Source organism: Streptomyces sp. (assembly GCF_035645055.1).
GTDB lineage: Bacteria > Actinomycetota > Actinomycetes > Streptomycetales > Streptomycetaceae > Streptomyces.
This window is the reverse complement of sequence record NZ_DASQNH010000096.1, coordinates 37,162-59,444: the sequence shown is the minus strand read 5'-3', so window position 1 is coordinate 59,444 and position 22,283 is coordinate 37,162. Positions and strand designations below refer to the sequence as shown.

At 70.2% G+C, this 22,283-nt stretch carries 21 protein-coding genes and 1 pseudogene; 10 read left to right on the top strand and 12 right to left on the bottom strand.

The annotated features are described in order from the left end of the window. Window positions 1–202 precede the first annotated feature (202 nt). A complete protein-coding gene (locus VE614_RS30595) occupies window positions 203–1,669 on the top strand; it encodes a PAS domain-containing sensor histidine kinase (RefSeq protein ID WP_324944577.1) in 1,467 nt (488 codons plus the stop codon). Between the two features lie 195 nt (window positions 1,670–1,864). Here the strand turns inward: VE614_RS30595 and VE614_RS30590 are convergent, their stop codons facing one another. After that, window positions 1,865–2,122: a WhiB family transcriptional regulator gene (locus tag VE614_RS30590; RefSeq protein ID WP_003992873.1), complete on the bottom strand. Its 258-nt coding sequence runs from the start codon at window positions 2,120–2,122 to the stop codon at window positions 1,865–1,867. Between the two features lie 318 nt (window positions 2,123–2,440). Continuing rightward, window positions 2,441–3,409: a diacylglycerol/lipid kinase family protein gene (locus VE614_RS30585; RefSeq protein WP_324944486.1), complete on the bottom strand. Its 969-nt coding sequence runs from the start codon at window positions 3,407–3,409 to the stop codon at window positions 2,441–2,443. Between the two features lie 223 nt (window positions 3,410–3,632). Here VE614_RS30585 and VE614_RS30580 point away from each other — a divergent pair, with 223 nt between their 5' ends. Then, window positions 3,633–4,079, top strand: coding sequence for a hypothetical protein (locus VE614_RS30580; protein ID WP_324944483.1), 447 nt, complete (start codon window positions 3,633–3,635; stop codon window positions 4,077–4,079). A gap of 33 nt (window positions 4,080–4,112) precedes the next feature. Here the strand turns inward: VE614_RS30580 and VE614_RS30575 are convergent, their stop codons facing one another. From VE614_RS30575 to VE614_RS30565, 3 genes are all read right to left on the bottom strand, one after another. After that, window positions 4,113–5,255, bottom strand: coding sequence for an RNA polymerase sigma factor SigF (locus tag VE614_RS30575; RefSeq protein ID WP_324944480.1), 1,143 nt, complete (start codon window positions 5,253–5,255; stop codon window positions 4,113–4,115). Between the two features lie 17 nt (window positions 5,256–5,272). Then, window positions 5,273–5,686, bottom strand: a complete 414-nt coding sequence (locus tag VE614_RS30570; protein ID WP_015657891.1) for an anti-sigma factor — start codon at window positions 5,684–5,686, stop codon at window positions 5,273–5,275. A 274-nt stretch (window positions 5,687–5,960) separates the two neighbouring features. Then, window positions 5,961–6,221: a UBP-type zinc finger domain-containing protein gene (locus VE614_RS30565; protein ID WP_086168698.1), complete on the bottom strand. Its 261-nt coding sequence runs from the start codon at window positions 6,219–6,221 to the stop codon at window positions 5,961–5,963. Window positions 6,222–6,282: 61 nt separating this feature from the next. Between VE614_RS30565 and VE614_RS30560 the strand changes: the two genes are divergently transcribed. Both VE614_RS30560 and VE614_RS30555 read left to right on the top strand, forming a co-directional pair. After that, the gene (locus tag VE614_RS30560) at window positions 6,283–7,875 is read left to right on the top strand and encodes a Na+/H+ antiporter (RefSeq protein ID WP_324944473.1); all 1,593 of its coding nucleotides are present in this window, start codon (window positions 6,283–6,285) and stop codon (window positions 7,873–7,875) included. A gap of 144 nt (window positions 7,876–8,019) precedes the next feature. Beyond that, window positions 8,020–8,574 carry a toll/interleukin-1 receptor domain-containing protein gene (locus VE614_RS30555; protein ID WP_414719669.1) on the top strand — a complete coding sequence of 185 codons (555 nt, stop codon included), beginning with the start codon at window positions 8,020–8,022 and terminating at the stop codon, window positions 8,572–8,574. Window positions 8,575–8,576: 2 nt separating this feature from the next. On the opposite strand, the gene VE614_RS30550 is transcribed toward VE614_RS30555, so the two are convergent. Both VE614_RS30550 and VE614_RS30545 read right to left on the bottom strand, forming a co-directional pair. After that, window positions 8,577–9,479, bottom strand: a complete 903-nt coding sequence (locus VE614_RS30550; RefSeq protein ID WP_324944470.1) for a 1-aminocyclopropane-1-carboxylate deaminase/D-cysteine desulfhydrase — start codon at window positions 9,477–9,479, stop codon at window positions 8,577–8,579. A 42-nt stretch (window positions 9,480–9,521) separates the two neighbouring features. Continuing rightward, window positions 9,522–10,180, bottom strand: a pseudogene (locus VE614_RS30545) (N-acetylmuramoyl-L-alanine amidase). A 100-nt stretch (window positions 10,181–10,280) separates the two neighbouring features. Here VE614_RS30545 and VE614_RS30540 point away from each other — a divergent pair. From VE614_RS30540 to VE614_RS30530, 3 genes are all read left to right on the top strand, one after another. Further along, a complete protein-coding gene (locus VE614_RS30540; RefSeq protein ID WP_324944468.1) occupies window positions 10,281–11,687 on the top strand; it encodes a family 2B encapsulin nanocompartment shell protein in 1,407 nt (468 codons plus the stop codon). A 229-nt stretch (window positions 11,688–11,916) separates the two neighbouring features. Beyond that, entirely contained in the window at window positions 11,917–13,011 is a 1,095-nt protein-coding gene (locus VE614_RS30535; protein WP_324944573.1) for a family 2 encapsulin nanocompartment cargo protein polyprenyl transferase, read from the top strand. Between the two features lie 177 nt (window positions 13,012–13,188). Then, a complete protein-coding gene (locus VE614_RS30530; protein ID WP_324944465.1) occupies window positions 13,189–13,794 on the top strand; it encodes a GNAT family N-acetyltransferase in 606 nt (201 codons plus the stop codon). 138 nt (window positions 13,795–13,932) lie between these two features. Here VE614_RS30530 and VE614_RS30525 read toward each other — a convergent pair whose 3' ends face one another. Beyond that, window positions 13,933–14,523: a TetR/AcrR family transcriptional regulator gene (locus VE614_RS30525; RefSeq protein WP_324944461.1), complete on the bottom strand. Its 591-nt coding sequence runs from the start codon at window positions 14,521–14,523 to the stop codon at window positions 13,933–13,935. 108 nt (window positions 14,524–14,631) lie between these two features. Between VE614_RS30525 and VE614_RS30520 the strand changes: the two genes are divergently transcribed. Both VE614_RS30520 and VE614_RS30510 read left to right on the top strand, forming a co-directional pair. Further along, complete coding sequence (locus VE614_RS30520) at window positions 14,632–15,216, top strand: dihydrofolate reductase family protein (protein ID WP_324944458.1); 585 nt, start codon at window positions 14,632–14,634, stop codon at window positions 15,214–15,216. 368 nt (window positions 15,217–15,584) lie between these two features. Further along, on the top strand, window positions 15,585–16,013 hold the full coding sequence (locus VE614_RS30510) for a hypothetical protein (protein WP_324944454.1): 429 nt from the start codon (window positions 15,585–15,587) through the stop codon (window positions 16,011–16,013). Here VE614_RS30510 and VE614_RS30505 read toward each other — a convergent pair. After that, window positions 16,010–16,753 (bottom strand): VOC family protein, encoded by a 744-nt coding sequence (locus VE614_RS30505; RefSeq protein ID WP_324944451.1) that lies wholly within the window; start codon window positions 16,751–16,753, stop codon window positions 16,010–16,012. The genes VE614_RS30510 and VE614_RS30505 overlap by 4 nt on opposite strands. Window positions 16,754–16,825: 72 nt before the next feature. On the opposite strand from VE614_RS30505, the gene VE614_RS30500 reads away from it, so the two are divergent. Continuing rightward, the gene (locus VE614_RS30500; RefSeq protein ID WP_324944449.1) at window positions 16,826–17,275 is read left to right on the top strand and encodes an HIT family protein; all 450 of its coding nucleotides are present in this window, start codon (window positions 16,826–16,828) and stop codon (window positions 17,273–17,275) included. Here VE614_RS30500 and VE614_RS30495 read toward each other — a convergent pair. The 3 genes from VE614_RS30495 to VE614_RS30485 all read right to left on the bottom strand — a co-directional run bounded on the left by VE614_RS30495 (window position 17,241) and on the right by VE614_RS30485 (window position 22,261). Continuing rightward, window positions 17,241–17,762, bottom strand: coding sequence for a hypothetical protein (locus tag VE614_RS30495; protein ID WP_324944447.1), 522 nt, complete (start codon window positions 17,760–17,762; stop codon window positions 17,241–17,243). The two genes, VE614_RS30500 and VE614_RS30495, sit on opposite strands and share 35 nt — an antisense overlap. A gap of 346 nt (window positions 17,763–18,108) precedes the next feature. Beyond that, window positions 18,109–21,954, bottom strand: a complete 3,846-nt coding sequence (gene fxsT, locus VE614_RS30490) for an FxSxx-COOH system tetratricopeptide repeat protein (protein ID WP_324944444.1) — start codon at window positions 21,952–21,954, stop codon at window positions 18,109–18,111. Continuing rightward, a complete protein-coding gene (locus VE614_RS30485) occupies window positions 21,887–22,261 on the bottom strand; it encodes a hypothetical protein (protein WP_324944441.1) in 375 nt (124 codons plus the stop codon). Before VE614_RS30485 ends, fxsT begins: the two co-directional genes overlap by 68 nt. Between the last annotated feature and the right edge of the window lie 22 nt (window positions 22,262–22,283).

Sequence of the window (22,283 nt, the reverse complement as noted above, 5' to 3'; positions counted from 1 at the left end):
CTCCTCATCCTTCGGCCGACCGGGACCGCACACCCCACGGCCGATATTGCTCCGGGCTGCGGTGCCGGGAGGGTTGAGGGTCCCTCCCAGGCGCCGCGGCCCGCGGGTGTCTCCGGGCCCGCGCAGGGCCGTACAGCGGCGCCCAGGGCCGCACATTTCAGTGCCGTACAAACCCCCGGGTACGCTCGCACCCGTGCCCTCCATGAACGAACTGGTCCGCCAGCACACCGCCCTCGACGACTCCGACCTCGAGTGGCTGCATCTGCTGGTCTCGGAGTGGCAGCTGCTCTCCGACCTCTCCTTCGCCGACCTCGTCCTGTGGGTGCCCACCCGCGACGGCACCCGCTATGTCTCGGTCGCCCAGATGCGACCCAACACCGGCCCGACCTCCTACCAGGACGACATGGTCGGCCACCTGGTCCCGCGCGGCCGCCGCCCGATGCTGGACGTGGCGCTCGACGAGGGCCGGATCGTGCGCGAGGGCGACCCGGAGTGGCGTGAGGAGGTCCCCGTCAGGGTCGAGTCGATCCCCGTACGGCGGGAAGGGCGCGTCCTCGGCGTCATCGCCCGCAACACCAACCTGCTCACCGTGCGCACCCCGAGCCGCCTGGAGCTGACCTACCTCCAGTCCGCCTCCGACCTCGCCCAGATGATCGCGGCCGGCGCCTTCCCCTTCGCCAACCAGCAGGTCGACATGGACGCCTCGCCCCGCGTGGGCGACGGGCTGATCCGGCTCGACGCGGACGGCATCGTCCAGTACGCCTCCCCGAACGCCCTCTCCGCCTACCACCGCATGGGCCTCGCCGCCGACCTGGTCGGCCACCACCTCGGCCGGACCACCGCCGAACTGGCCCCCACCCGCGGACCGGTGGACGAGGCGCTGGCCAAGGTCGCCAGCGGCTGGGCGCCGCGCGAGTTCGAGATCGAGGCCAAGGACGGGGTGATCCAGTTCCGGGCGATCCCGCTCAAGCCCAAGGGCACCCGCATCGGTTCGCTGGTGCTCCTGCGGGACGTCACCGAACTGCGCCGCCGTGAACGCGAGTTGATCACCAAGGACGCCACCATCCGGGAGATCCACCACCGGGTGAAGAACAACCTCCAGACGGTGGCGGCCCTGCTGCGCCTCCAGGCCCGGCGGATCGACTCCGAACGGGGCCGCGCGGCGCTCGAAGAGGCCGTACGGCGAGTGGGCTCGATCGCGATCGTCCATGAGACGCTGTCCCAGAACCTGGACGAGCGGGTGGAGTTCGACGAGATCGCCGACCGGGTCCTGGCCATGGTCGCCGAGATCTCCCCGGGCAAGGTCGCCGGCCGGCGCACCGGCCGCTTCGGCATCCTCGACGCGGAGGTCGCCACCCCGCTGTCCATGGTGCTGACCGAAGTGCTGCAGAACGCCCTGGAACACGGCTTCCGCGAGGGCGACACCGGAACCGTGGAGGTCTCGGCGGTCCGTGGCGGCACGTCGAAGGAGGCCCGGCTCCTGGTCACCGTCCAGGACGACGGCGTCGGCCTGCCGCCCGGCTTCGACCCGCGCACCTCCGGCAACCTGGGCCTGCAGATCGTACGGACGCTGGTGGAGGGGGAGTTGGGCGGCACCTTCGACATGGTCCCGGCCCCGGAGCGCGGGACTCAGGTGATACTGGACATTCCGGTGCGGGCGCAGAAGTGACGCCAGAAGCAGCCACAGAAGCAGCCACCGGGAAAGCAAAAAGCCCCGGACCTTGATCGGTCCGAGGCCAGTGCTCGCTGCTGCTCTGCTCGTTTGCTAAGCGCATCGGGGTACTGCGCGCTGCGTGCTCGGGGGCGGGAGTTGCGTACTCGCTGTACGCGCCGCCAAGCTCAGGCTGTCAGCGGGGTGGGTGCGTCAGGCGGAGGCCTGACGAGCCCGGTTGCGGGCGGCGCGGCGCTTCATCGCACGGCGCTCGTCCTCGCTGAGACCACCCCAGACGCCGGAGTCCTGACCGGACTCGAGCGCCCACTGCAGACACTGCTCGATCACCGGGCAGCGACGGCAGACGGCCTTGGCTTCCTCGATCTGCAGCAGCGCAGGACCGGTGTTGCCGATGGGGAAGAAGAGCTCGGGGTCTTCCTCGCGGCAAACGGCGTTGTGACGCCAGTCCATGGCTGCTACCTCTCCTTGGTATTACGTGCAGGTTGCTTGTGAATGTGAACGCTTTCACGAATCCCTCAACAAGTGAAGGGCCGACTGCCAGGTTCTCTGGCGTGGTCCTTGGTTTGAGGAGGGGTTCCGGTGATCTGTGGGGGCCGTTCCTGCGGGCCGTCCCGATCGCCACGTAGAGACTCGCAAACCTCAGCGGCGGATACAACCCCTTCTGGAAAGTTTTTTTTGATTCCTCGGTGTCGACTAGGTCACAGCCGTACTTCCATGGGGTGGATCCTGGCCTAAACGTTCGAGTGAAAGGACTTTAGCCCCTTCTGCTCACACAATCACACGCAGTGCACGGCGTACGCCTGTGAACGTCACGCTCGTACGCAGCCCCAGGTGGTCACCGTCCATCTGGAGGGGCAGAGGCACCTTCGAATGCAAGGTGAACTCGGTCAGATCGTGCAGGGACACGGCGTGCTTGCCCCGGGGTCCACGCTCGGGGGACGAAGTGAGCAACTGGGTGCCATACCGGGCAACCGAGGCCGTGGACAGGCGGCTGAGACCGAATACGTCGAGGCCTGTGTCGAACGACGCCTTAGGCGACGCATACATGGGGCGATTGCCGAGGAACGTCCATGGGGCGGTGTTCGAGACTATGGACAACACCAGATCCGTCGCCAGTTCCTCGCCGTCCCGCTGCAGGGAGATCGTGCCGTGCCGACGGTGCGGCTCGCCGAGCAACTGGCGCATCACCTGGCGGACGTAGAGGGCGTGCGTCGACTTCTTGCCGCGTTCGCGCTGCTGCTCGACCCGGCCGACCACGCCCGCGTCGAAGCCCAGCCCCGCGTTGAAGGTGAACCAGCGTGACGGGACGGCCTCGTCCTCCGAGCCCGGGGTTCCGGAGGTCAGCCCCAGCCCGACCGTGCGCTCCCGGCCCTCGCGCAGCGCGTCCAGCAACTCGCCGGTCGCCTCCACGGCGTCGTTGGGCAGGCCCAGCGCGCGGGCGAAGACATTGGTGGAGCCGCCGGGCACCACGGCCAGGCCGGGCAGCCGGTCGGGTTCGGGGCCGGCGTGCAGCAGGCCGTTGACGACCTCGTTGACCGTTCCGTCACCGCCCAGGGCCACGACCAGTTCGATGTCCTCGCTCTGCGCCGCCTGCCGGCCGAGGTCACGTGCGTGACCCCGGTACTCGGTGGTGACGGCCTCCAGCTTCATCTCGCTCGCGAGCGCGTGGATCAGGACATCGCGCGTACGTGCGCTTGTGGTGGTTGCCGCCGGATTGACCACGAGAAGTGCACGCATGGATGGCAGCGTACCTACTGGGGGGTACCTGGCCCAGACCGGAGTGGGGATCGCGTGAGAGTTCCCGGCGTGAACCTCGACACGGGGGCGTGAAGGGAGTAAGGGCGCATACCCGGCCCGCGCGCGTGCCCGGCCGGCCCCACAGGTGTCCGGACCTCGTGGTTCCGCGCGGTCCGCCGCACCTCGCCCACGGGGGCCGCGCCCCGGCCGCTACCCTGCAAGGGTGAGCCCTGCGCAGAACCCCAGCCCTGAGACCGCCGACCAGGCGGGCCCGCGTCCTGTCCGGCTGACCGCAGCGGCGGCCCTGGCCGCGCTCGAGGGCCTGGCGCTGGTGGTGGGCGGTGTCTGGATGCTCGCCCTCGGGCTGACCGGAGAGCCGGACGACCGTCAGCAGGCCGTCACCGGGGGCGTCACCCTGATCGTGCTCGCGCTGCTGCCGCTGCTCGCGGCCCGGGGCCTGCTGGCCCGGCGCAGCTGGAGCCGGGGGCCCGCGATCATCACTCAGATCATGGCGCTGCCCGTGGCCTACAACCTGCTCCAGGCCGACAGCATGTCCATTCCGGCGGGGATCGCCCTGGCCGTCGTCGCCGTCGCCGCGCTCGTGCTGCTGATCAACGCCGAGACCACCCGGGCCCTCGGGATCCGCGGGCCCGGCAACGCCGAGAAGTAGTTCCACGTCCGGCGGTCGCGCCGGAACCGGGCGCTACTCCTCCACCAGGAGCTTCTCCCGCAGCTGCGCCAGCGTGCGCGCCAGCAGCCGGGAGACGTGCATCTGCGAGATGCCGACCTCCTGCGCGATCTGCGACTGGGTCATGTTGCCGAAGAACCGCAGCAGCAGGATCCGCTTCTCGCGCGGGGGCAGGTCCTCCAGGAGCGGCTTGAGCGATTCCCGGTACTCGACGCCCTCCAGCGCCTCGTCCTCCGCGCCCAGGGTGTCCGCGACCGCCGGGGACTCGTCGTCGGTGTCGGGGACGTCCAGGGACAGCGTGGAGTACGCGTTGGCGGACTCCAGGCCCTCCAGGACCTCCTCCTCCGAGATCGCCAGCTTCTCGGCCAGCTCGTGCACCGTGGGGGAGCGGCCGTGCAGCTGTGACAGCTCCGCCGTGGCCGTGGTCAGCGAGAGCCGCAGCTCCTGGAGCCGGCGCGGCACCCGCACCGCCCAGCCCTTGTCGCGGAAGTGCCGCTTGATCTCGCCGACGACCGTCGGGGTCGCGTACGTCGAGAACTCCACGCCGCGGTCCGGGTCGAAGCGGTCGACCGACTTGATCAGGCCGATGGTGGCGACCTGGGTGAGGTCGTCCAGCGGCTCGCCCCGGTTGCGGAAGCGGCGCGCGAGGTGCTCGACGAGCGGCAGATGCATCCGGACCAGCCGGTTGCGCAGCTCCGCGTACTCCGGGCTGCCCTGCGGCAGCGAGCGCAGCTCGACGAACAGGGCGCGGGCCCCGCTGCGGTCCTGAGGGTCGTGGCGCTGCACGGGAGGCGCGCCCCGCGCGGCCACCGCGTCGTCCTCGGAATTTCGCTCGTGCTCGCTCATCGTCCCGCCCGTCGCCCTTCCCCGAGCCCGCGCCTCGGCCCGGACAGGGGAGCCCCCGTTCCGCCGCTCCAGAGGCGCGCCCTGCACGGCACCGTCCTGATCCCGCCGCCCGTCGCCGGGGAAGTCCGCCCGAGGGGAGTCCTCCTCCGGGTGCGGCCGGGCCTGCTCGGGGATGCCGTCGATGCCGTCCGCCATGCGTCGGGAACCGCTCGGGCCGTCCGGGCCGCCCGCACCCGCCGGACCGTCCGGTCCGGCCGGCCGGACCGTGCCCTCGGCCGGCAGCTCCCGTGTGCCGCGCTCTTCGTCCCGCACCGGCCCGTCCCCGTTCCTCACGCCGGCCCGGGTCCCGCGCCGCGCTGTTTGTAGAGGCTGATCGACACGGTCTTGTCGTCATCCACGGCGGAGGAGACCTTGCCCGCCAGGGCGGACAGCACGGTCCAGGCGAAGGTGTCGCGCGAAGGGGCGTGACCGTCCGTGGTGGGCGCGGAGACGGTGACCTCCAGCGAGTCGTCGACGAGCCGGAAGACACAGCTGAGCACCGAGCCGGGCACGGCCTGCTGAAGCAGGATCGCGCAGGCCTCGTCCACCGCGATGCGCAGGTCCTCGATCTCGTCGAGGGTGAAGTCCAAACGGGCCGCGAGGCCGGCCGTGGCCGTCCGCAGCACCGACAGGTAGGCACCCGCGGCCGGCAGCCGGACTTCGACGAAGTCCTGGGTCGCGGGCTCGCCTGCGATCTGGGACACCCTCACCTCCAAGGTGGTACAAGCTATACGGGGCCGAGGGTCGCCCCCCGGGGTAACGCGATGTGTGGTTCAGCGGTGACGCTACCGCGCTCTCGATTTTCCTGCCCCGGGACCCCAACCCCCTGCTGTCACTCATAGTAAACACATGAATACGCACAGTGGCTAGAGGGTGGGCGGACCCAATTCGGAACAGGGGGCGCCGGGTTGACGTACCCCGGCGTCAGACGCTCGAACCGTCCGGATCCGAGCCTCCGGAGCCGGGGTCACGAGCGGGTCACACCAGCACGTGGTCGACGAAGCACCAACGCCAATTCTCACCCGGTTCGAACGTCCGCATCACCGGGTGGCCCGACTTTTCGTGGTGTTCGGTGGCGTGCCGCCCCGGTGAGGAGTCGCAGCAGCCGACGTGACCGCAGGTGAGGCACAGGCGCAGCTGTACCGGATGCGTGCCGGCCGCCAGGCACTCCGGACAGGTCTCGCTCAGCGCGGAAGGTTCCGGGTGCGGCAGCGCGTCGGCATGCGTGCACTGTTTCATGATTGCCAGATTACGACGGGTGTGCGGATGACCGCGCGGAAAACGAAGGCGGGCGAGAGCCATGGACGTGATGCCCCTGCTGCTGCTGGTGGCCGGGAGCGCCGTGATCGCCGCGGCCGGCCGCCGCACCCCGGTGCCGGCACCGCTGCTGCTGGTCGCGGTTGGACTTGCGGTCTCGTCCGTTCCGGGAGTCCCCGAGTTCGCCCTCGACCCGCACATCGTCCTCCCGCTGCTGCTGCCCCCGCTGCTGCACACCGCGGCCACCGACAGCTCGTACCTCGATCTGCGCGCCCAACTGCGGCCGGTGGCCCTGCTCTCGGTGGGGTATGTCCTCTTCGCGACCGTGGCCGTCGGCTGGGCCGCCTATCTGATCGTGCCGGGGCTGCCGCTGACCGCCGCGCTGGTGCTGGGTGCCGTGGTGGCGCCGCCGGACGCGGTCGCGGCCACGGCGATCGCCCGCCGGGTGGGACTGCCCTCCCGGATCACCACCATCCTCCAGGGCGAGTCCCTGGTGAACGACGCCACCGCGATCACCGCCTACCGCGTGGCCCTCGCCGCGGCCGTCGGCGAGGGCGCCACCTGGGCCGAGGGTGTCGGCGACTTCCTGCTCGCGGCGGTCGGCGGCATCGGCATCGGAGTGCTGCTGATGGTGCCGATCCACTGGCTGCGCACCCACCTCAAGGAGGCGCTGCTGCAGAACACGCTCTCCCTGCTGATCCCGTTCGCGGCGTACGCCGTCGCCGAGGAGGTGCACGCCTCCGGAGTCCTCGCGGTCGTGGTCGTCGCCCTGTATCTCGGCCACCGCGCGTGGGAGGTCGATTTCGCGACGCGCCTCCAGGAGGAGGCGGTGTGGAAGATGGTCGCCTTCGTCCTGGAGTCGTCGGTGTTCGCGCTCATCGGACTCCAGCTGCCCGTGGTGCTGCGCGGCCTCGGGGACTACGAGGGCGCGGTCGCCGCCTGGTACGCGGTCGCCGTCTTCCTCGTCGTGGTCGTCGCGCGGTTCGTCTGGGTCTACCCGGCGACGTTCCTGCCCCGCGCCCTGTCCGCGCGGATCCGCAAGCGGGAGGACAACCCCACCTGGAAGGGGGCGTTCATCATCTCCTGGGCCGGGATGCGCGGCGTGGTCTCCCTGGCCATCGCCTTCTCCATCCCGATGACCGTGCACGGCGAGGACTTCCCCGGCCGCAACCTCATCCTCTTCCTGACCTTCACCACCGTCATCGGCACCCTCGTCGTCCAGGGCCTCACCCTGCCGCCGCTCATCCGCCTGCTGCGCCTGCCCGGCCGCGACCCGCAGGCCGAGACCCTGGCCGAGGCCAACGCCCAGGCGCAGGCCTCCCGCGCTGCCGAACAGCGCCTCGGTGAACTCCTCTCGGACGAACGCAACGCCCTCCCGCAGCCGCTCGCCGACCGGCTGCGCACCGTCCTGGAACGCCGCCGCAACGCGGTGTGGGAACGCCTCGGCCAGCCCAATCCGATCACCGGGGAGACCGCCGACGACACCTACCGACGGCTCGCGCGGGAGATGATCGGCGCCGAGCGCGCGGTTTTCGTCAAACTGCGGGACCTGCGCCACATCGACGACGAGATGCTGCGGACCCTGCTGCGCCGGCTGGACCTGGAGGAGGCGGCGGCGTACCGGGAGGCCACGTGATCCGAGGCGACCCGTGCGCCCACCGGCGAGAGGGGGGATCATTGAGCCCGGTACGCGGGAACTGCGGAGCCGCGGCGATCGTGGAATACCTGGGAAGCGCGGAACGCAGGATGTGAGCGGCACTTGGCGACTCGGAGGGGCGCGGTGAGCGGCACCACACAGCGGTACTTCATCAGTTACGCGGGCGTGGACCGCTCCTGGGCCGAATGGGTGGGGTACCACCTGGAGGCGAACGGCCACCAGGTCATGCTCGACGTGTGGGACTGGCGCACCGGCGACGACTTCGTGCAGCGGATGGACGAGGGACTGGAACAGGCCGACGCGGTCGTGGCGCTGTTCTCCAAGTCCTATTTCGAGCGCGGCAGGTGGACCGGTGATGAGTGGTCCGCCGTGGTCGCCCGCCGTGACCGCATCATCCCGCTCGCCATCGAACCGCTCACCAACCGCGACATCCCCCCGATGCTCGCCACCCGAGTCCGCAAGGACCTGCACGGGCTGGACGAGCAGAGCGCCATCGCGGCCCTGCTCGCGGCGGTCAACGGCGGCGGACGGCCGATCAGCCCGCCGCCGTTCCCGGGCGCGCCCGCCACGCCGCAGCGGTCCAGCAGCCCACCGCCGTACCCGGGGACGGCCACGGCCACGACAGCGGCGGCCGCCGCGCCGGCGAAACCGGACCAGCCGAAGACCGGGACCGCCTGACATCACGGCTGAGGGGCGCCGGTGATCACGGCGGCCACCACCGTCCCCGGCGCGAACGCGCCCTCGTCCGCCAGGGCGACAAGGCCGTACAGCATCTTGGCGACATAGAGACGTTCCACGCCCATCCCGTGCCGGCTCTCGAACTCCTCGGCGAACCGATGGAGTTCGGGGGTGGTCCGGGCGTACCCCCCGAAGTGGAACCGCTCGTCGAGCCACCAGTCGCCCCGCGGCCCGCCGAACGCCCGCTTCTGCAACGCCCGTATCTCGTCGCCGAGAAAGCCCCCCTTGAGCACGGGTATCCCCAGCACCCGCTGGTCCGGCGCCACACCCGCAGCCAGCCCGGCCAGTGTGCCCCCGGTGCCGCAGGCCACCGCCACCACGTCGGCCCGCCCGCGCAGTTCCTCGCCGAGAGCCCGGCAGCCGCGGACGGCGAGGGCGTTGCTGCCGCCCTCCGGGACGACACAGGCCTCGTCGGCGCCGACCGTGCGGAGAACCCGCGCGAGAGTGGCCGGATCCGTCTTGTGGCGATACGTCGATCTGTCGATGAAGTGCAGCCGCATGCCGTCGGCCGCGCAGCGGGCCAGGGAGGGGTTGAGGGGGCGGTCGGCCAGTTCGTCACCGCGCACCACGCCGATGGTGGGCAGGCCGAGCAGGCGGCCCGCGGCGGCGGTGGCGCGCAGATGGTGGGAGTACGCGCCGCCGAAGGTGACGATCGGCCGGCCGTCCGCCGCCGCGAGATTGGGCGCGAGCTTGCGCCACTTGTTCCCCATCAGGTCGGGGTGGATGAGGTCGTCCCGCTTGAGCAGCAGCCGTACGCCGTGCCGGGCGAACCGGTCGTCCCGCACCTCCTGCACGGGCGAGGGGAGCCTCGGGCGCAGGGCGGCGAGGGCGTCGTTGCTGGTCACCGCACCATTGTCGCCCCGCAGGTCAGCCCCGTCCCCGCGACCTCACTCCAGCCGGTCCCGGATCCGCTCGCGTATCGACTCCATGGTGAGCCGCGCGGATCGACCTTCCCGGGCTGCCACTCCTTGTGCCCGATGACCGACCGCTCCGTCCACCGGTGGTGGCGGCAGATCGCGGCGGCGGCCCGCTCGATGGCCTCCAGCCGGGTCTCGGGCCAGGGGTCCTCGTCGTCGGCGAGGCCGGCAAGCTTCTCGCACTCCAAGCCGTAGAAGTGGCGGTTCCCGTCCGGATCCGCCTCGGCCGTCCGTGTTCGCCTCGGTTGTCGCGCGGCGGCGCCTTCTCCGCGATCACCGCGCGCAGGACGTCGCCGTCGCCGGACCGGCGTGGTCGGCCCGGCCGTGGCCGACCAGATGGACGGTGCCGTCCTTGGTGATGACACCGTGGGCACAGCGGCCCCGGCAGGTCCGCGTGGTCCTTCCGGCACGGTTCCACGGTCTGCTCGCTGCCCCCGGGTGACCGTGTGGGGCAGCATCACGCCGTGGAGGGGGCCCACGGACCCCTGGGTCCGCGCAGCGCGCGAGCCGTGCAGCGCGCGACCCGTCCGGACGGCTCGCTTCCGGTACCCGCGCGACCGCACAGACCCGGGAAAGGTTCCCTCTGTATGCCCAGTCCGCGATGATCCATTCCCGCTCTTTCGGGTAATAGCACGACCACTTTGCGTGATGGAAAGCTTGGTCGGGAGATCGCGAGATCGGTGCCCGGCGCAGATCGCTGCCAGGCATGACCGGGAGGGCAATTTTCCTATGTCGGTAGGCGAAGAGGTACGCACGGAGCAGGGCAGGCCGCAGCAGAGCCTCGGCACCGCTGCCGCGCGCAACCTGGCCACCACCACCAAGTCCGTGCCGCAGATGCAGGAGATCAGCTCCCGCTGGCTGCTGCACAATCTGCCCTGGGTGGACGTACAAGGCGGCACGTACCGGGTGAACCGGCGGCTGACCTTCGCGGTGGGCGACGGACGCATCACCTTTGTGAAGACAGGTGACCGCGTCGAGGTCATCCCCGCGGAACTCGGCGAACTGCCCGCGCTGCGGTCGTACGGGGACGAGGAGGTGCTGACCGAGCTGGCCCGGCGCTGCGAGCAGCGGGAGTTCGCCGCGGGCGAGGTGATCGCCTCCTTCGGCAGCCAGACCGACGCCGTCTATCTGGTCGCGCACGGCCGGGTCGAGAAGGTCGGCACCGGCCCCTACGGTGAGGACGAGAGCCTGGGCGTCCAGGCCGACGGCTCCTACCTGGGCGACCAGGCACTCCTCGACGGGGACGCCATCTGGGAGTACACGGCCCGCGCGATCACTCCCTGCACCGTCCTCGTGCTCTCCCGGCAGCACTTCGAGCAGATCGCCGAGCGCTCCGAAACCCTCCGCGGCCACCTGGAGCAGCTGCGCTCGCTGCCCCAGCAGCGCACCAACAAGTACGGCGAGAAGGCGATCGACCTGGAGGCCGGCCACAGTGGTGAGCCGGACATCCCGCACACCTTCGTCGACTACGAGGCCCGGCCCCGCGAGTACGAACTGAGCATCGCCCAGACCGTGCTGCGTATCCACACGCGCGTGGCGGACCTCTACAACCAGCCGATGAACCAGACCGAGCAGCAGCTCCGGCTCACCGTGGAGGCGCTCAAGGAGCGCCAGGAGCACGAGCTGGTCAACAACCGCGAGTTCGGTCTGCTTCACAACTGCGAGTACGACCAGCGGATCCAGCCGCACGACGGCGTGCCCAGCCCCGACGACATGGACGAGCTGCTGAGCCGGCGGCGCGGCACCAAGATGTTCCTCGCCCATCCGCGCGCCATCGCCGCGTTCGGCCGCGAGCTGAACAAGCGGGGCCTGGTGCCGGAGACGATCGACATCGGCGGCAACCGCATCCCCACCTGGCGGGGCGTACCGATCTACCCGTGCAACAAGATTCCGGTCACCGAGGCCCGCACGACCTCGATCATCGCGATGCGTCTCGGCGAGGCCGACCAGGGGGTCATCGGCCTGCGGCAGTCCGGCATCCCGGACGAGATCGAGCCGAGCCTGTCGGTGCGGTTCATGGGCATCAACGAGCAGGCGATCATCAAGTACCTGGTGACGGCGTACTACTCGGCGGCCGTCCTCGTCCCGGACGCCCTCGGTGTCCTGGAGAACGTCGAGATCGGTCGCTGGCAGTGACCCTCCTGACCGCGGATCCGTGTCCCCGCCCCGCCGGGCGGGTACATCCTCCGGGTACGCGCTTGTCCGGAGCGGACACGCCACCGTCCGCGCGGCCCGCGAGGGGGAGCCCGTGACCGAGTCCACGACGCAGGCCAAGCCGCGCCGCGCCGGGACGCGCGGCGACGTCCCCGGTCCGCGCCCTGCGGCCTCGCACCGGGGCACCGACACGCGCGAAAGGCGGAGTTCCATCGCGACGGACACGGACACGGACACGGGTGCGCGCCCGGATACGGGCACGGTCAGCGGGCCGGGCCGGTTCGCCGGGGACGAGGCGGCGGTGATCCTGGAGCGCACCCGGGCGTCGGTCGACCCCCCACTGCGCGCGGCCGTGGAGTCGTTGCCGGGTGTGATGCGCCGGGTCGCGCGCTACCACTTCGGCTGGGAGCACGCGGACGGCACCCCGGCGGCGGGCAACGCGGGCAAGGCCATCCGGCCCGCCCTCGTCCTCGCGGCGGCCGCCGCGCTCGGCGGCCCGGCTGCCCAGGCGGCGGCCGTACGGGCCGCCGCGGCGGTGGAACTGGTGCACAACTTCACGCTGCTGCACGACGACGTGATGGACCGGGACACCACCCGCCGGCACCGCCCCACCGCGTGGACGGTGTTCGGCGACTCCGCCGCGATCCTCGCCGGTGACGCCCTCCAGGCACTCGCCCTGCGGCTGCTCGCCGAGGACCCGCACCCGGCGTCGGCGCCCGCGGCGGCCCGGCTCGCGGCCTGCGTGGTCGAGCTCTGCGAGGGCCAGCAGGCGGACACGGCGCTGGAGCGGCGTGACCCCGCCGAGGTCGCCCTGGACGAGGTGCTGGGCATGGCCGAGGCCAAGACCGGGGCGCTGCTGGGGTGCGCGTGCGCGCTGGGCGCGCTGTACGCGGGGGCGCCCGCCGAGGACGTCGAAGCGCTGGACGCGTTCGGCCGGGAGGCCGGGCTCGCCTTCCAGCTGATCGACGACGTGATCGGCATCTGGGGCGATCCCAGCCGCACCGGCAAACCGGCCGGCGCGGATCTCGCCGCCCGCAAGAAGTCCCTGCCGGTGGTCGCCGCGCTGGCCTCCGGCACCCCGGCGGCGGCGGAACTGGCCGAGCTGTACCGGGCGCCGTACGACGGCGGGGACCTGGAGGCCACCGTGCTCGCCGTGGAACGGGCGGGCGGCCGTGACTGGGCCCAGGTCCACGCGGCCGATCACATGGCCCGGGCGGTGCAGGAACTGGCCCGTGCCGTCCCGGAACCCGAGGCGGCGGGCGGCCTCCTCGCCCTCGCCGAGTTCGTCACCCGCCGCACCGCCTAGACCCCGGAGCGCCCGGCACCGCGCGGTTCCTGACCCCGCGTGGCGGCCGGGAGCTCCGGTCATGGGTCCCGCACTTCCCCACGGTGTGCGGGACCCGCCCCTCCCTCTGGCCCGCCCGGCCACCGGCTACGCTCAACAGCCGTACGGGCTCGGCGGGTTGAGGCAAAGGGGCGGGACATGGATGTGGCCATCCGGGCGGCGGGGGAGAGGGACCGGGAGCTGGTCGTCCGGCTGCTGGACGAGGCGTTCCGGGAAGACCCGGTCAGCCGCTGGGTCTTCCCCGGTGACGCGCATCTGCGCAGGAGCCACCACAAGCTCATGGCCGCCTTCACCGACATCGTGCTCGCCGCCGGGCGGGTGGACGTCACCGAGGACGGCTCGGCCTGCGCGCTCTGGCTGTCGGTACCGGCGGCCGACCCGGCCGGTGCCGGACCCGACGACGACGGCCCCGCCCAGGTCCGGGCGGCCGTCGACCCCGTGAACGAGCGGGTGGAACTGATCGGCCGGCTCACCGAGGAGATCCATCCCGCCGACCGCGCCCACGAGTACCTCTGGATGATCGGGGTGGCGCCGGAGCGCCGGGGCGAGGGCCTGGGTACCGCGCTCATGATGCCGGTCCTCGACCGCTGTGACCGCGAGGGCCTGCCGGCCTACCTGGAGGCGAGCAACGCCGACAGCCGCCGGCTGTACGAACGGCTCGGCTTCACCGTGCTGGCCGACCGTGTGCTGGCACTGCCCGACGGCCCCACGATGTGGCCGATGTGGCGCGAGCCGCGCAACTGATCCGGGGGGAGGGGGAGGGGCGGCTAGGACGTCGAGTGGTGGTCGTCTGTGCGGCCCACCCGTGGGCCGCGGGGGCCGACGTCCCAGGCTCGGGCCGGGTGGCCGCCCGGGCCTCGGTCGGGAGCGGCCAGGCCTCCGCTACCCCTCCGGCACCACCGTCGACACGATGCGTGCGACCAGGCCGTCGGGGACGGGGGTCCCCGCCAGGACGCCGTCCAGTACGCCGGGGAGTGTGGCCTGTTCGACCAGCAGCCCGAGCATGGCCAGGTAGAGCACGACGACCGTGGTGTCGCCGCCCGGCAGGCCAGCCTCGCGGTGGAACTCCATGCCGTACTCCAGCTGGGCCCGCACCGACTTGGTGTACGACTCGCGCAGTCCGGGGCGGCGGGTCGCTTCGAGTCGCAGTTCCAGCAGCGCCAGATAACCGGTGCGGTCGCGGGTGACCCGGCCGATCAGGTCGTGCATCAGTGCGGTGACCAGGGCCCGGTCCTTCGGCGCCCGCATCAGCCCCTCCAGCACCTGCGGATCGGGTGCCAGCCGGGCGTGCACCCGGGCGTCGATCTGGCGCAGCAGATCGTCGCGCCCGGCGAAGTAGTTGGAGGCCGTGCCCACCGGCACCCCGGCCTCGGCGTCCACCGCGCGGAACGTGAGGCCGCGCGCCCCCTCACGCGCGAGTACCTCGATGCCGGCGTCCACGAGGGCGGCGCGGCGCTCAGGGTTGCTGGCCATGTGGAACTTCCTCTCCCACTTTTCCCCGCTTCCGAAAAAGCCTTGCAACCACTACAGCCGGAGTACTACAACTGGAGTGGTCGTTACAGCCTACGGAAAGAGACCGGCTTGCGAAAGCTCACGTATTTCATCGCCTGCTCGATCGACGGGTTCATCGGGGACCCGGAGGGCGACGCGTCGTCGATGTTCCGCTTCATCGACGAGGAGTTCCTCGCGTTCGTCAAAGAGGAGTATCCGGAGACCATGCCGACCCACGGGCGCCGCGGGTTCGGCATGGACGACCTCCCCAACAAGCGGTTCGACACCATCATCCAGGGCCGTGCCAGCTACGACCTGGCGCTGAAGGAGGGCATCACCAGCCCGTACGCCCATCTGCGCGAGTACGTCGCCTCCCGCACCCTCACCGTGTCCCCGGACCCGAACGTCGAGATCATCGCCGACGACCTGGTCGGCAGGGTGCGCGCGCTGAAGGCGGAGGACAGCCCCCTCGGCATCTACCTGTGCGGCGGCGCGCAGATCGCAGGCGAGCTGATCGACGAGGTCGACGAGATCGTGATCAAGACGTACCCCCTCGTGTACGGCTCGGGCATGCCGATGTTCGGTTCCGGCTTCGCCGTCACCGAGTTCGCCCTGGAGTCGGTGCGCGGCCTGCGCAACGGCGTCGTGGTGCGGACGTACACCCGGAAGCGGTGAGGCGCGGGCGTACGGCGAGAAGCGCGTGGCCGTCTGCCGTCCTACCCTGAGGACATGGACAGCGAAGAGCACGCCTGTCCGGTCTGCGGACAGCCCGTCGCAACGGTCGTCCGGCGGCACAAGACGCTGGGCGCATGGGTGCCGACCTGGGTGGCGGGCCCGTGCCGGAACCCCGTGTGCGAGGCCTCCGCCCACCAGGGCGCGAAAGCCGCCGCCGAGCGGCCCGGGCCCGCACCGCCCACCGGAGAGGCGCGGCACGCCGGGCACGCCGGCCCCGCCCGACAGCCGAACCGGAACCCCGGAGAGAGCCCGGGCTCAGGGCCCTGAGCCCGGGCCCTGGATCGCCATCCGCACAGAGGAGCGCGCCCATGAAGTACCTCGTCGTCGTGCAGGGCACCCAGGCGGACTACGCGAGCATGCGCGGCCAGGCCTCCCCGCACGCCCCCGTGTGGTCCGAGGACGATCTGAAGGCGATGTACGCGTACATGGGGGCGATCAACGCCGAGCTGGCCGGGACCGGTGAGCTGGTCGACGCCCAGGGTCTGGCCGAACCCGCCCGCACCCGGCTGGTCACCCGGGGCGCGGACGGCCGTACGGTGATCGCCGACGATCCGTACGACGTGGCCGAGGTGCTGCCGGCCGGTTACTGGCTGCTGGACTGCGCGAACCTGGAGCGGGTCACGGAGATCGCCGAACGCGTCACCCGCTGCCCCGGTCCGGACGGAGTCGCCGACCTGCCGGTGGTGATCCGGCCCGTCCTGGACGGCGCCGACGACATCCAGACCGCCTCCGGCTAGACAGCGCCCGGCAGGGCACCCGTCTTCGGGTCCCGGCCCGTCAGGCAGTACGTGCCGCCCGCCGGGTCCCGCAGCACCGTCCAGTGGGCGCCCACCGTCACCGCCACCGCGCCGAGCCGTTCGTGGTCCGCGCGGGTCGCCTCGATGTCGGCGCAGGCGAGGTCCAGATGGGCGGAGAGCGGTCGCTCGTCGCCGAGGCGCTGCAGCAGCACCCGCACCGGCAGCCCGGCCGGCGGCACCACCGCGTGGAACTCCGGCAGCGATCCGGGCCGGGACGTCCAGTCGGACAGCAGCGCGCTCCAGAAGGCGACCTCGGTGTCGTAGCGCGACGGCGGGACGTCGACGCACACCTGGTCCAGGCGGCTGCCGCGCACCACGGGCGGCCGGACCGATTCCCCGTCCCAGGGGACGGCGCAGAACGGCTGCCCGGCGGGCGACTCCAGCACGGCCCAGTCCTGGTGGTCGGCGACGGTCCGCGCGCCCAGCCGCAGCGCGCCGTCGACGAACCGCCGGACGTCCTCCACGGCGAAGTCGAGATGGGCTCCGCCGTCCCCGGAGTCCACCTCCTGGACCTTCACACAGGCGTCGGCCCCGCCGCCGGGCAGCAGCGTGGCGAACTCGCCGCTGTCGCCCCGGGGCGCGGACAGCCGGGTGTCCGTGACGGCTGTCCAGAAGTCCCGGGCCCGGTCCAGGGCGGGCGCGGGGCGGTCGATGAAGGCGTATGTCCAGCGGATGGTCATGCGCGCGATCGTAGGGGCAAACACCGCACGGGCCGCACGAATTTCCCGCGCGACCCGAGGAGAGGAGTCCCGGTGGAACCTTGCGCCTTCTGCGCCGTCGTCGCCGACCCGACCCGTGCCCGGATCGTCCACGAGGACGCCCACACGGTCGCGTTCTTCCCGCTGACCCCGGCCACCTGGGGGCACACCCTGGTGGTGCCGCGGGCGCACTCGGCGGATCTGTGGGAGATGACCGGGGCGGAGGTGGGACGGCTGATGGACGCCGTGCTGGCGGTCGGCGGGATCCTGCGCTCGGTCCTCGCCCCGGAGGGCATGAACGTCATCAACTCGGCCGGGCGGGCCGCCACCCAGACGGTCTTCCACACCCATGTCCACCTGGTGCCACGTCACTCCGGCGACGCCATGGGCGACTTCTGGCCACCGCGCGAGGCGCCCCGCGACGAGGCGGCCCTGGACGAGCTGGCGGGGCGGCTCAGAGCCGCCGGTCTCAGCTCAGGACGACGACGAGCGCCAGGACCGTGAGGACCAGCGCGCCGTAGAACAGGGCGAGGGTGTCGGACAGGACGGCGCGGCGCAGCGGCACGTCCGGGCGGAACGGGCGTACGTCCATGGACAGCACCTCGACCGTGCTGTCCGGGCGGCGAGCGGCGTCGTAGAGCCGCCGGTAGAGCCGTTCCTGGCGCAGGAAGTGCGCGTCGAGGAACCAGAAGCACAGCAGCGGCACCACCCCGGCGCCCGCCACCGTCCCGCTCTTCTGGCCGGCCGACAGCGCGAGGAAGCCCGCGCCGAGCGTGAGTGCCCAGCCCTTGATCAGGAACGAGTTGGTGCCGAGGCGGGTGATGGTCGCCTGGATGAACTCCAGGTGCTTGACCCGGTCGGCGTCCAGCGGCCGGCGGGCGGTGCCGGGACCGTCGACCCCACCGGCCCCGTCGATTCCGCCGGCCCCGTCGATTCCGCCGGCCCCGTCGACTCCGTCGATTCCGTCGGCACCGTCGTTCAAGGCGGTCACGCGTGAAGCCCCCCGTCCTGCGCGTCCGTTCGGCGTCGGTCCGCCGCTGCGTTCGATGCTAGCGAACACCGAAGGGGGGCCGGTCGGTGTTCCGACCGGCCCCCCTGGAATGCCCGGTGACCTGCGATGGTGCACCGGGCGCGGGTCGAGAGCCAGGCCCTTGAGTCAGGCCTTCTTGGTCTCCTAGTAATGGGCCGGGTCGGTGACGTGCAGCGATGATCGCTGCACGTCGCTGACTTGGCCTTTACCGTTTGCTGGCGATGGGATGCGACGGTCCCGATTGTGTGTCCTGCGGACTGTGTGCGGACTGCTCTGCCCCTGGCGTGAGGATCGCTAGCTCCTGACGCTAGAAATCGCCATCGTCGGCACGGACGGCCATTAGCACCCGTTGCAGCGTAGTGATACGTGGATCCCCATCCGGCCGGACTTCCAGGGCGTGGTCCAGCAGAGCTTCGAGCTCCTCCTGCGCCGCATGTGGCTGTCCGGCTTCCCACAGCAGCTGAGCTCGACGGTAGCGTGCGTCCCAGACTGAGTCGTGGTCTGCACCGCGCGTCCGTGCCCAACCGTCCGCCACTCTCTTGAACTCAGCAGCGCTCTCTGTCAGCTGCCCTGCCCTGCTCAGACCCTCACCGAGGTTCTTGCGTGTTATCAGCGTCTCCGGGTGGTGAGGCCCCAGAGTGCGGTCCCGACGCTCCAAAACGTCACGAAAACGGGGGATGGCCTCTGCGAGTTTCCCTTGGTTCCCCAGGGCCATGGCCAGATTGTGATTATTTGTCAGTGTCTCGGGATGATCGTCTCCGAGGACCTTCAGGCACGCAGACAGTGCATCGCGGTACTCTTCCTCCGCTTCAGAGAAACGCTCCTGATCGGCTAGCAGATATGCAAAGTTGCCCTGAACGGACAGGGTCCTTCGATGATCAGGCCCCAGGACGCGGGTGCATACCGACAGAACTTCCCTGAACGAGGCTTCGGCTTCCGTGGCGGATCCCCTGTCATCGAGAATGCGGGCGAGGGAAAGCCGAGTGGTGAGCGTCTCGGGATGCTCAAGCCCGTACCTACGTTCCTGGATCTTCAGGATTCGTGAGTGTTCCTTCTCTGCTTCGTCGAGATCTCCCTGGATGCGCATAATGACGGCGAGGTTGTGTCGTAGCGTCAACACCAAAGGATGCTCGTCGGAGTGCTTGCGGGCCGCGTCTCTGAGTGCCTCGCGGTAGACGGAAGCTGCCTCATCGAGCCTCCCGAAGTCTTTCAGCGCGACCCCGAGACTGTTGCGAGTGGTAATCGTGTCGGGATGTGCGGGTCCCAACTTCTGCCGTTGCTCGTCGGCGATCTCCCGCAGTTGGCGGATGGCCTCTCGCAGCCTCCCACGCGCGTGCAACACCGTCACTAGATCGTGCCGGACATCCAGACGCCCCCCGTCACCCTCCGGCAGACTATTCAGCGCTTGCTGCAACTGCTCTTCGGCTTCGGCAAGGCGTCCCTGTTGCAGTAGAAGCGTGCCCAGCGATGCCCGGACACTGGCGACGTTGCGGTGGGAGCTGCCGAGCACGATTTTCTGAAGGGCCAGGACGTTACGCACCTCGGATACGGCCTCGTCCGTTCGCCCGACGCACCCCAAGGCCATGGCCCACTCGTAGTGGGCATTGAGCGTGACTGGATGATGCTCCCCATGGCGTGCAGTCGTCGAACCCAAGATCGACTTGTACTCCGATTCCGCCTCGGCCAGTTCACCCAAAGAGCGGAGTGCCGCGGCACGACTGTTACGACCTGCCAACACGTTGGGGTGGTCGTCGACGAGCTGCCTTGTCTGCGCGTCGGTTAGCTCGGCGAAGACCGCCGCAGCGCTCTTCGCGTCGAGCTCCCCTTGCTGTGTAAGCAGCATGGCCATACTGTGACGCGCGTCGAGTGTCTCGGGATGGTCGGGTCCCAGGATGCGTGTCCGAGCGTCCAGCACGGCCCGAACTTCGGCTTCTGCTGCGGTGAACTCCTGTTGTAGGACGAGGGTGGTGGCCAGGTTCGCGCGAGTGATCAGCGCGGACGGGTGCTCGACTCCGAGAACCTCTTCTTCCAGGTCGAGGACTTGCCGGAAGACCTCCGCTGCACGGTCGTTCTGACCTTGATCTCGCAGCGAAATCGCGAATTCGTGCTGGGCTTCGAGGACGTCAGGGTGCTTCTCTCCCAGCTCGGCTCGCAGTCCTTCCAGCACCAGCCTTCCCTCGTCCGCCGCTTCACTCAGGCGGCCCATGCCCCTGATGCAGATCGCACGGCCGTGCCGCGAACGCAACGTAGTGGCCGCTTTTGCGCCGAACAGCCGGGTTTCATGGCGGATCACCTCGTCGTACTCGCGCTCCGCCTCCTTGAGCTTCCCGCGCTGACACGCCACTCTCGCCCGCTGGTAGCGCACGGTCAGGGTGGTGGGGTCGTCCTCCCCGAACTGCCTGACGCACTCCTCCGCAATGAGGTCAAGTTCGGACTCCGCCGCCGTCAGATCTCCCATCTCCTCGACTGCGATGGCCCGGTGCCTGCGGATGTTCACCCTGACCCAGGGGGCGGCCTCTGCGGACTCCGCGCGCTCCAATGCTTCGTCCGCCAGTTCGCAGGCCGCCGCGTATTCGCCCCGGAAATGGAGGTAAGAAACGGTGACTCCGGCACCGATCAACACGCCGTTGAGACGGTCATCGGCTGCGGTACCCCATTGCGGCAGCCGTTGGAGTGTCACCTGCCAGTGCGGGATGAGTCCCTGCCAGGCCGGCCAGGAGCTCGGATCCCGCGGATCCTCCATGTACGGGGTGGCTGACACCAGCAGATCGGCAGCCGAGTGCCATACCTCTCGGTACTCCCTGGGCTCCGCGAGGAGTGGGGCGACCGATACCTCAGCCACGAGCCGATGGATCTGATAGGCGGGTTCCGTCGAACCTGTGTTGACCCCGATGAGGCCGAACCTGCGAAGACCGCTCATGGCAGATCTGATTACTCGGGGTGGAAGTTTCGCGGGCCACATCGGCAGAGCGGCAATGACGGAACAGGCGAGCAGAGCGTTCGGCAGCGAGGCCGTCGGGGCGAAGCAGGACAGTAACTGGAGCAAGCCACGGGCATGCTTTGTGCCCTGCCGTTCGAGGAGAGATAGGGATAGTTCCCACGTATCGGCAATGGTTCGGCGCGCCCGGGCTTCCTCGTTGCGCAGATCCCCGTGCACGCCCTCGGTCGCATCGTCAAGGAACAGCGGAGAGCCGTCGAGTACGTCGGCGTATTCGGCAAAGGTCTGCGCTTCGGCCAGTGGATCGCCGTGCGCCATTGCCAGGTATGTGCCCGCTAGGTGCAGTGCGAGCGGCAGGGAGCCGAGGCGGTCGGCCAAGGCCCTGGCGGAGTCCGCATCTCCTGCCGCGAGAGCCCGTTCTTGGAGGACCTGGGCTGCGAATTCAAGTTCCAAAACCTCAAGTTGGTGGAAGCGTGCGATCCGGTTGCCCCAAGATCGCTTGTTGCCGTCGCGCGTGGTGACGAGGACACCATGTGATTTGCCGATCGGCGCTCTGACCCAGGCCGTGGCATCGGACAGCGCGGCGCCTGGGCAGGAGAGTACGTCGAGATCGTCGGCATCGTCGAAGACGAGCAGCCACGGGCGGTCCATGTTCGCCAAATAGTGCCAGACCAGATCGGCTGCCGGCCGTCCGCCCTTTTCCCAGGCGTGGACCACGTGCTCGGCCGGGGCCCCTGCGATGAGGGCCGCGTGCCGCATCCCGTCGGCCACGGCTGCCGCGGATCCGGCCTGGATCCAGAAGACCTCGGCCCCTGCCCTCTTGGCCAGCTCAGCTGCGCTCAGGGCGACCGTGGTCTTCCCCACACCGCCCATCCCGCATAGGATTTGGATACGTGGATCGTCCACGGTCTGTTTTAGGACCGTGAGGATTGCGTCACGGCCCAGCACGGCCTCCGGGAGCCTGCCGTAAGGGGCCTCCACGGAGCCGAGTGCGAGCAGCTCTTGGAGGGATGGGGTAGGGGCGGCAAGACGCGTCACTGCGTTGATGTTGACCGCATCGTGGAAAACTGCCCCGGAGCGTTGAGACCCGTGGAGCCCATGACGCTGTTCGCTGTCGCGTGGCGAGCGGACTCGGACGGGTTCGTCGTCATCGTGCCTGCTCGGACTGCCCGAAGGGCATGTGCACCTCGCCGTTGAACGTTGCTCCGGGCGCATTCAGACCGTGGGAATCCCGCACGGTGTTGATGACGGCGCCCTTAGGCTGGGCGAGGAGGGACACCCAATCCTCCATCTCACGTCGGAAATCCGGGTCGGCTGTAGCCTCGCGGCGCAGCGCCTCACCAAGTAGGGCGACGGCAGCCTGATCGTTGCTATTTCGCGTGTCCAGGACGGCAATGGCTTGGTCGTCGCTGGAAAAGCGGCTCCGGAGGCGCTGCCAGAGATCCGTCACGACAGCTTCGCTTAGGCTTCCGCTGGCGCCGCCCAGTGCCGCAAGTGCCAGCTCGGCGAACGCTAAGTCCATCTGCACTCCAGGCAATTACTTA

Coding starts and splice junctions, on each gene's coding strand:
- VE614_RS30595 (WP_324944577.1), top strand. CDS start 203: ATGAACGAACTGGTCCGCCAGCACACCGCCCTCGACGACTCCGACCTC.
- VE614_RS30590 (WP_003992873.1), bottom strand. CDS start 2,122: ATGGACTGGCGTCACAACGCCGTTTGCCGCGAGGAAGACCCCGAGCTC.
- VE614_RS30585 (WP_324944486.1), bottom strand. CDS start 3,409: ATGCGTGCACTTCTCGTGGTCAATCCGGCGGCAACCACCACAAGCGCA.
- VE614_RS30565 (WP_086168698.1), bottom strand. CDS start 6,221: ATGAAACAGTGCACGCATGCCGACGCGCTGCCGCACCCGGAACCTTCC.
- VE614_RS30560 (WP_324944473.1), top strand. CDS start 6,283: ATGGACGTGATGCCCCTGCTGCTGCTGGTGGCCGGGAGCGCCGTGATC.
- VE614_RS30540 (WP_324944468.1), top strand. CDS start 10,281: ATGTCGGTAGGCGAAGAGGTACGCACGGAGCAGGGCAGGCCGCAGCAG.
- VE614_RS30530 (WP_324944465.1), top strand. CDS start 13,189: ATGGATGTGGCCATCCGGGCGGCGGGGGAGAGGGACCGGGAGCTGGTC.
- VE614_RS30525 (WP_324944461.1), bottom strand. CDS start 14,523: ATGGCCAGCAACCCTGAGCGCCGCGCCGCCCTCGTGGACGCCGGCATC.
- VE614_RS30510 (WP_324944454.1), top strand. CDS start 15,585: ATGAAGTACCTCGTCGTCGTGCAGGGCACCCAGGCGGACTACGCGAGC.
- VE614_RS30505 (WP_324944451.1), bottom strand. CDS start 16,753: ATGACCATCCGCTGGACATACGCCTTCATCGACCGCCCCGCGCCCGCC.
- fxsT (WP_324944444.1), bottom strand. CDS start 21,954: ATGCGCCCGGAGCAACGTTCAACGGCGAGGTGCACATGCCCTTCGGGC.
- VE614_RS30485 (WP_324944441.1), bottom strand. CDS start 22,261: ATGGACTTAGCGTTCGCCGAGCTGGCACTTGCGGCACTGGGCGGCGCC.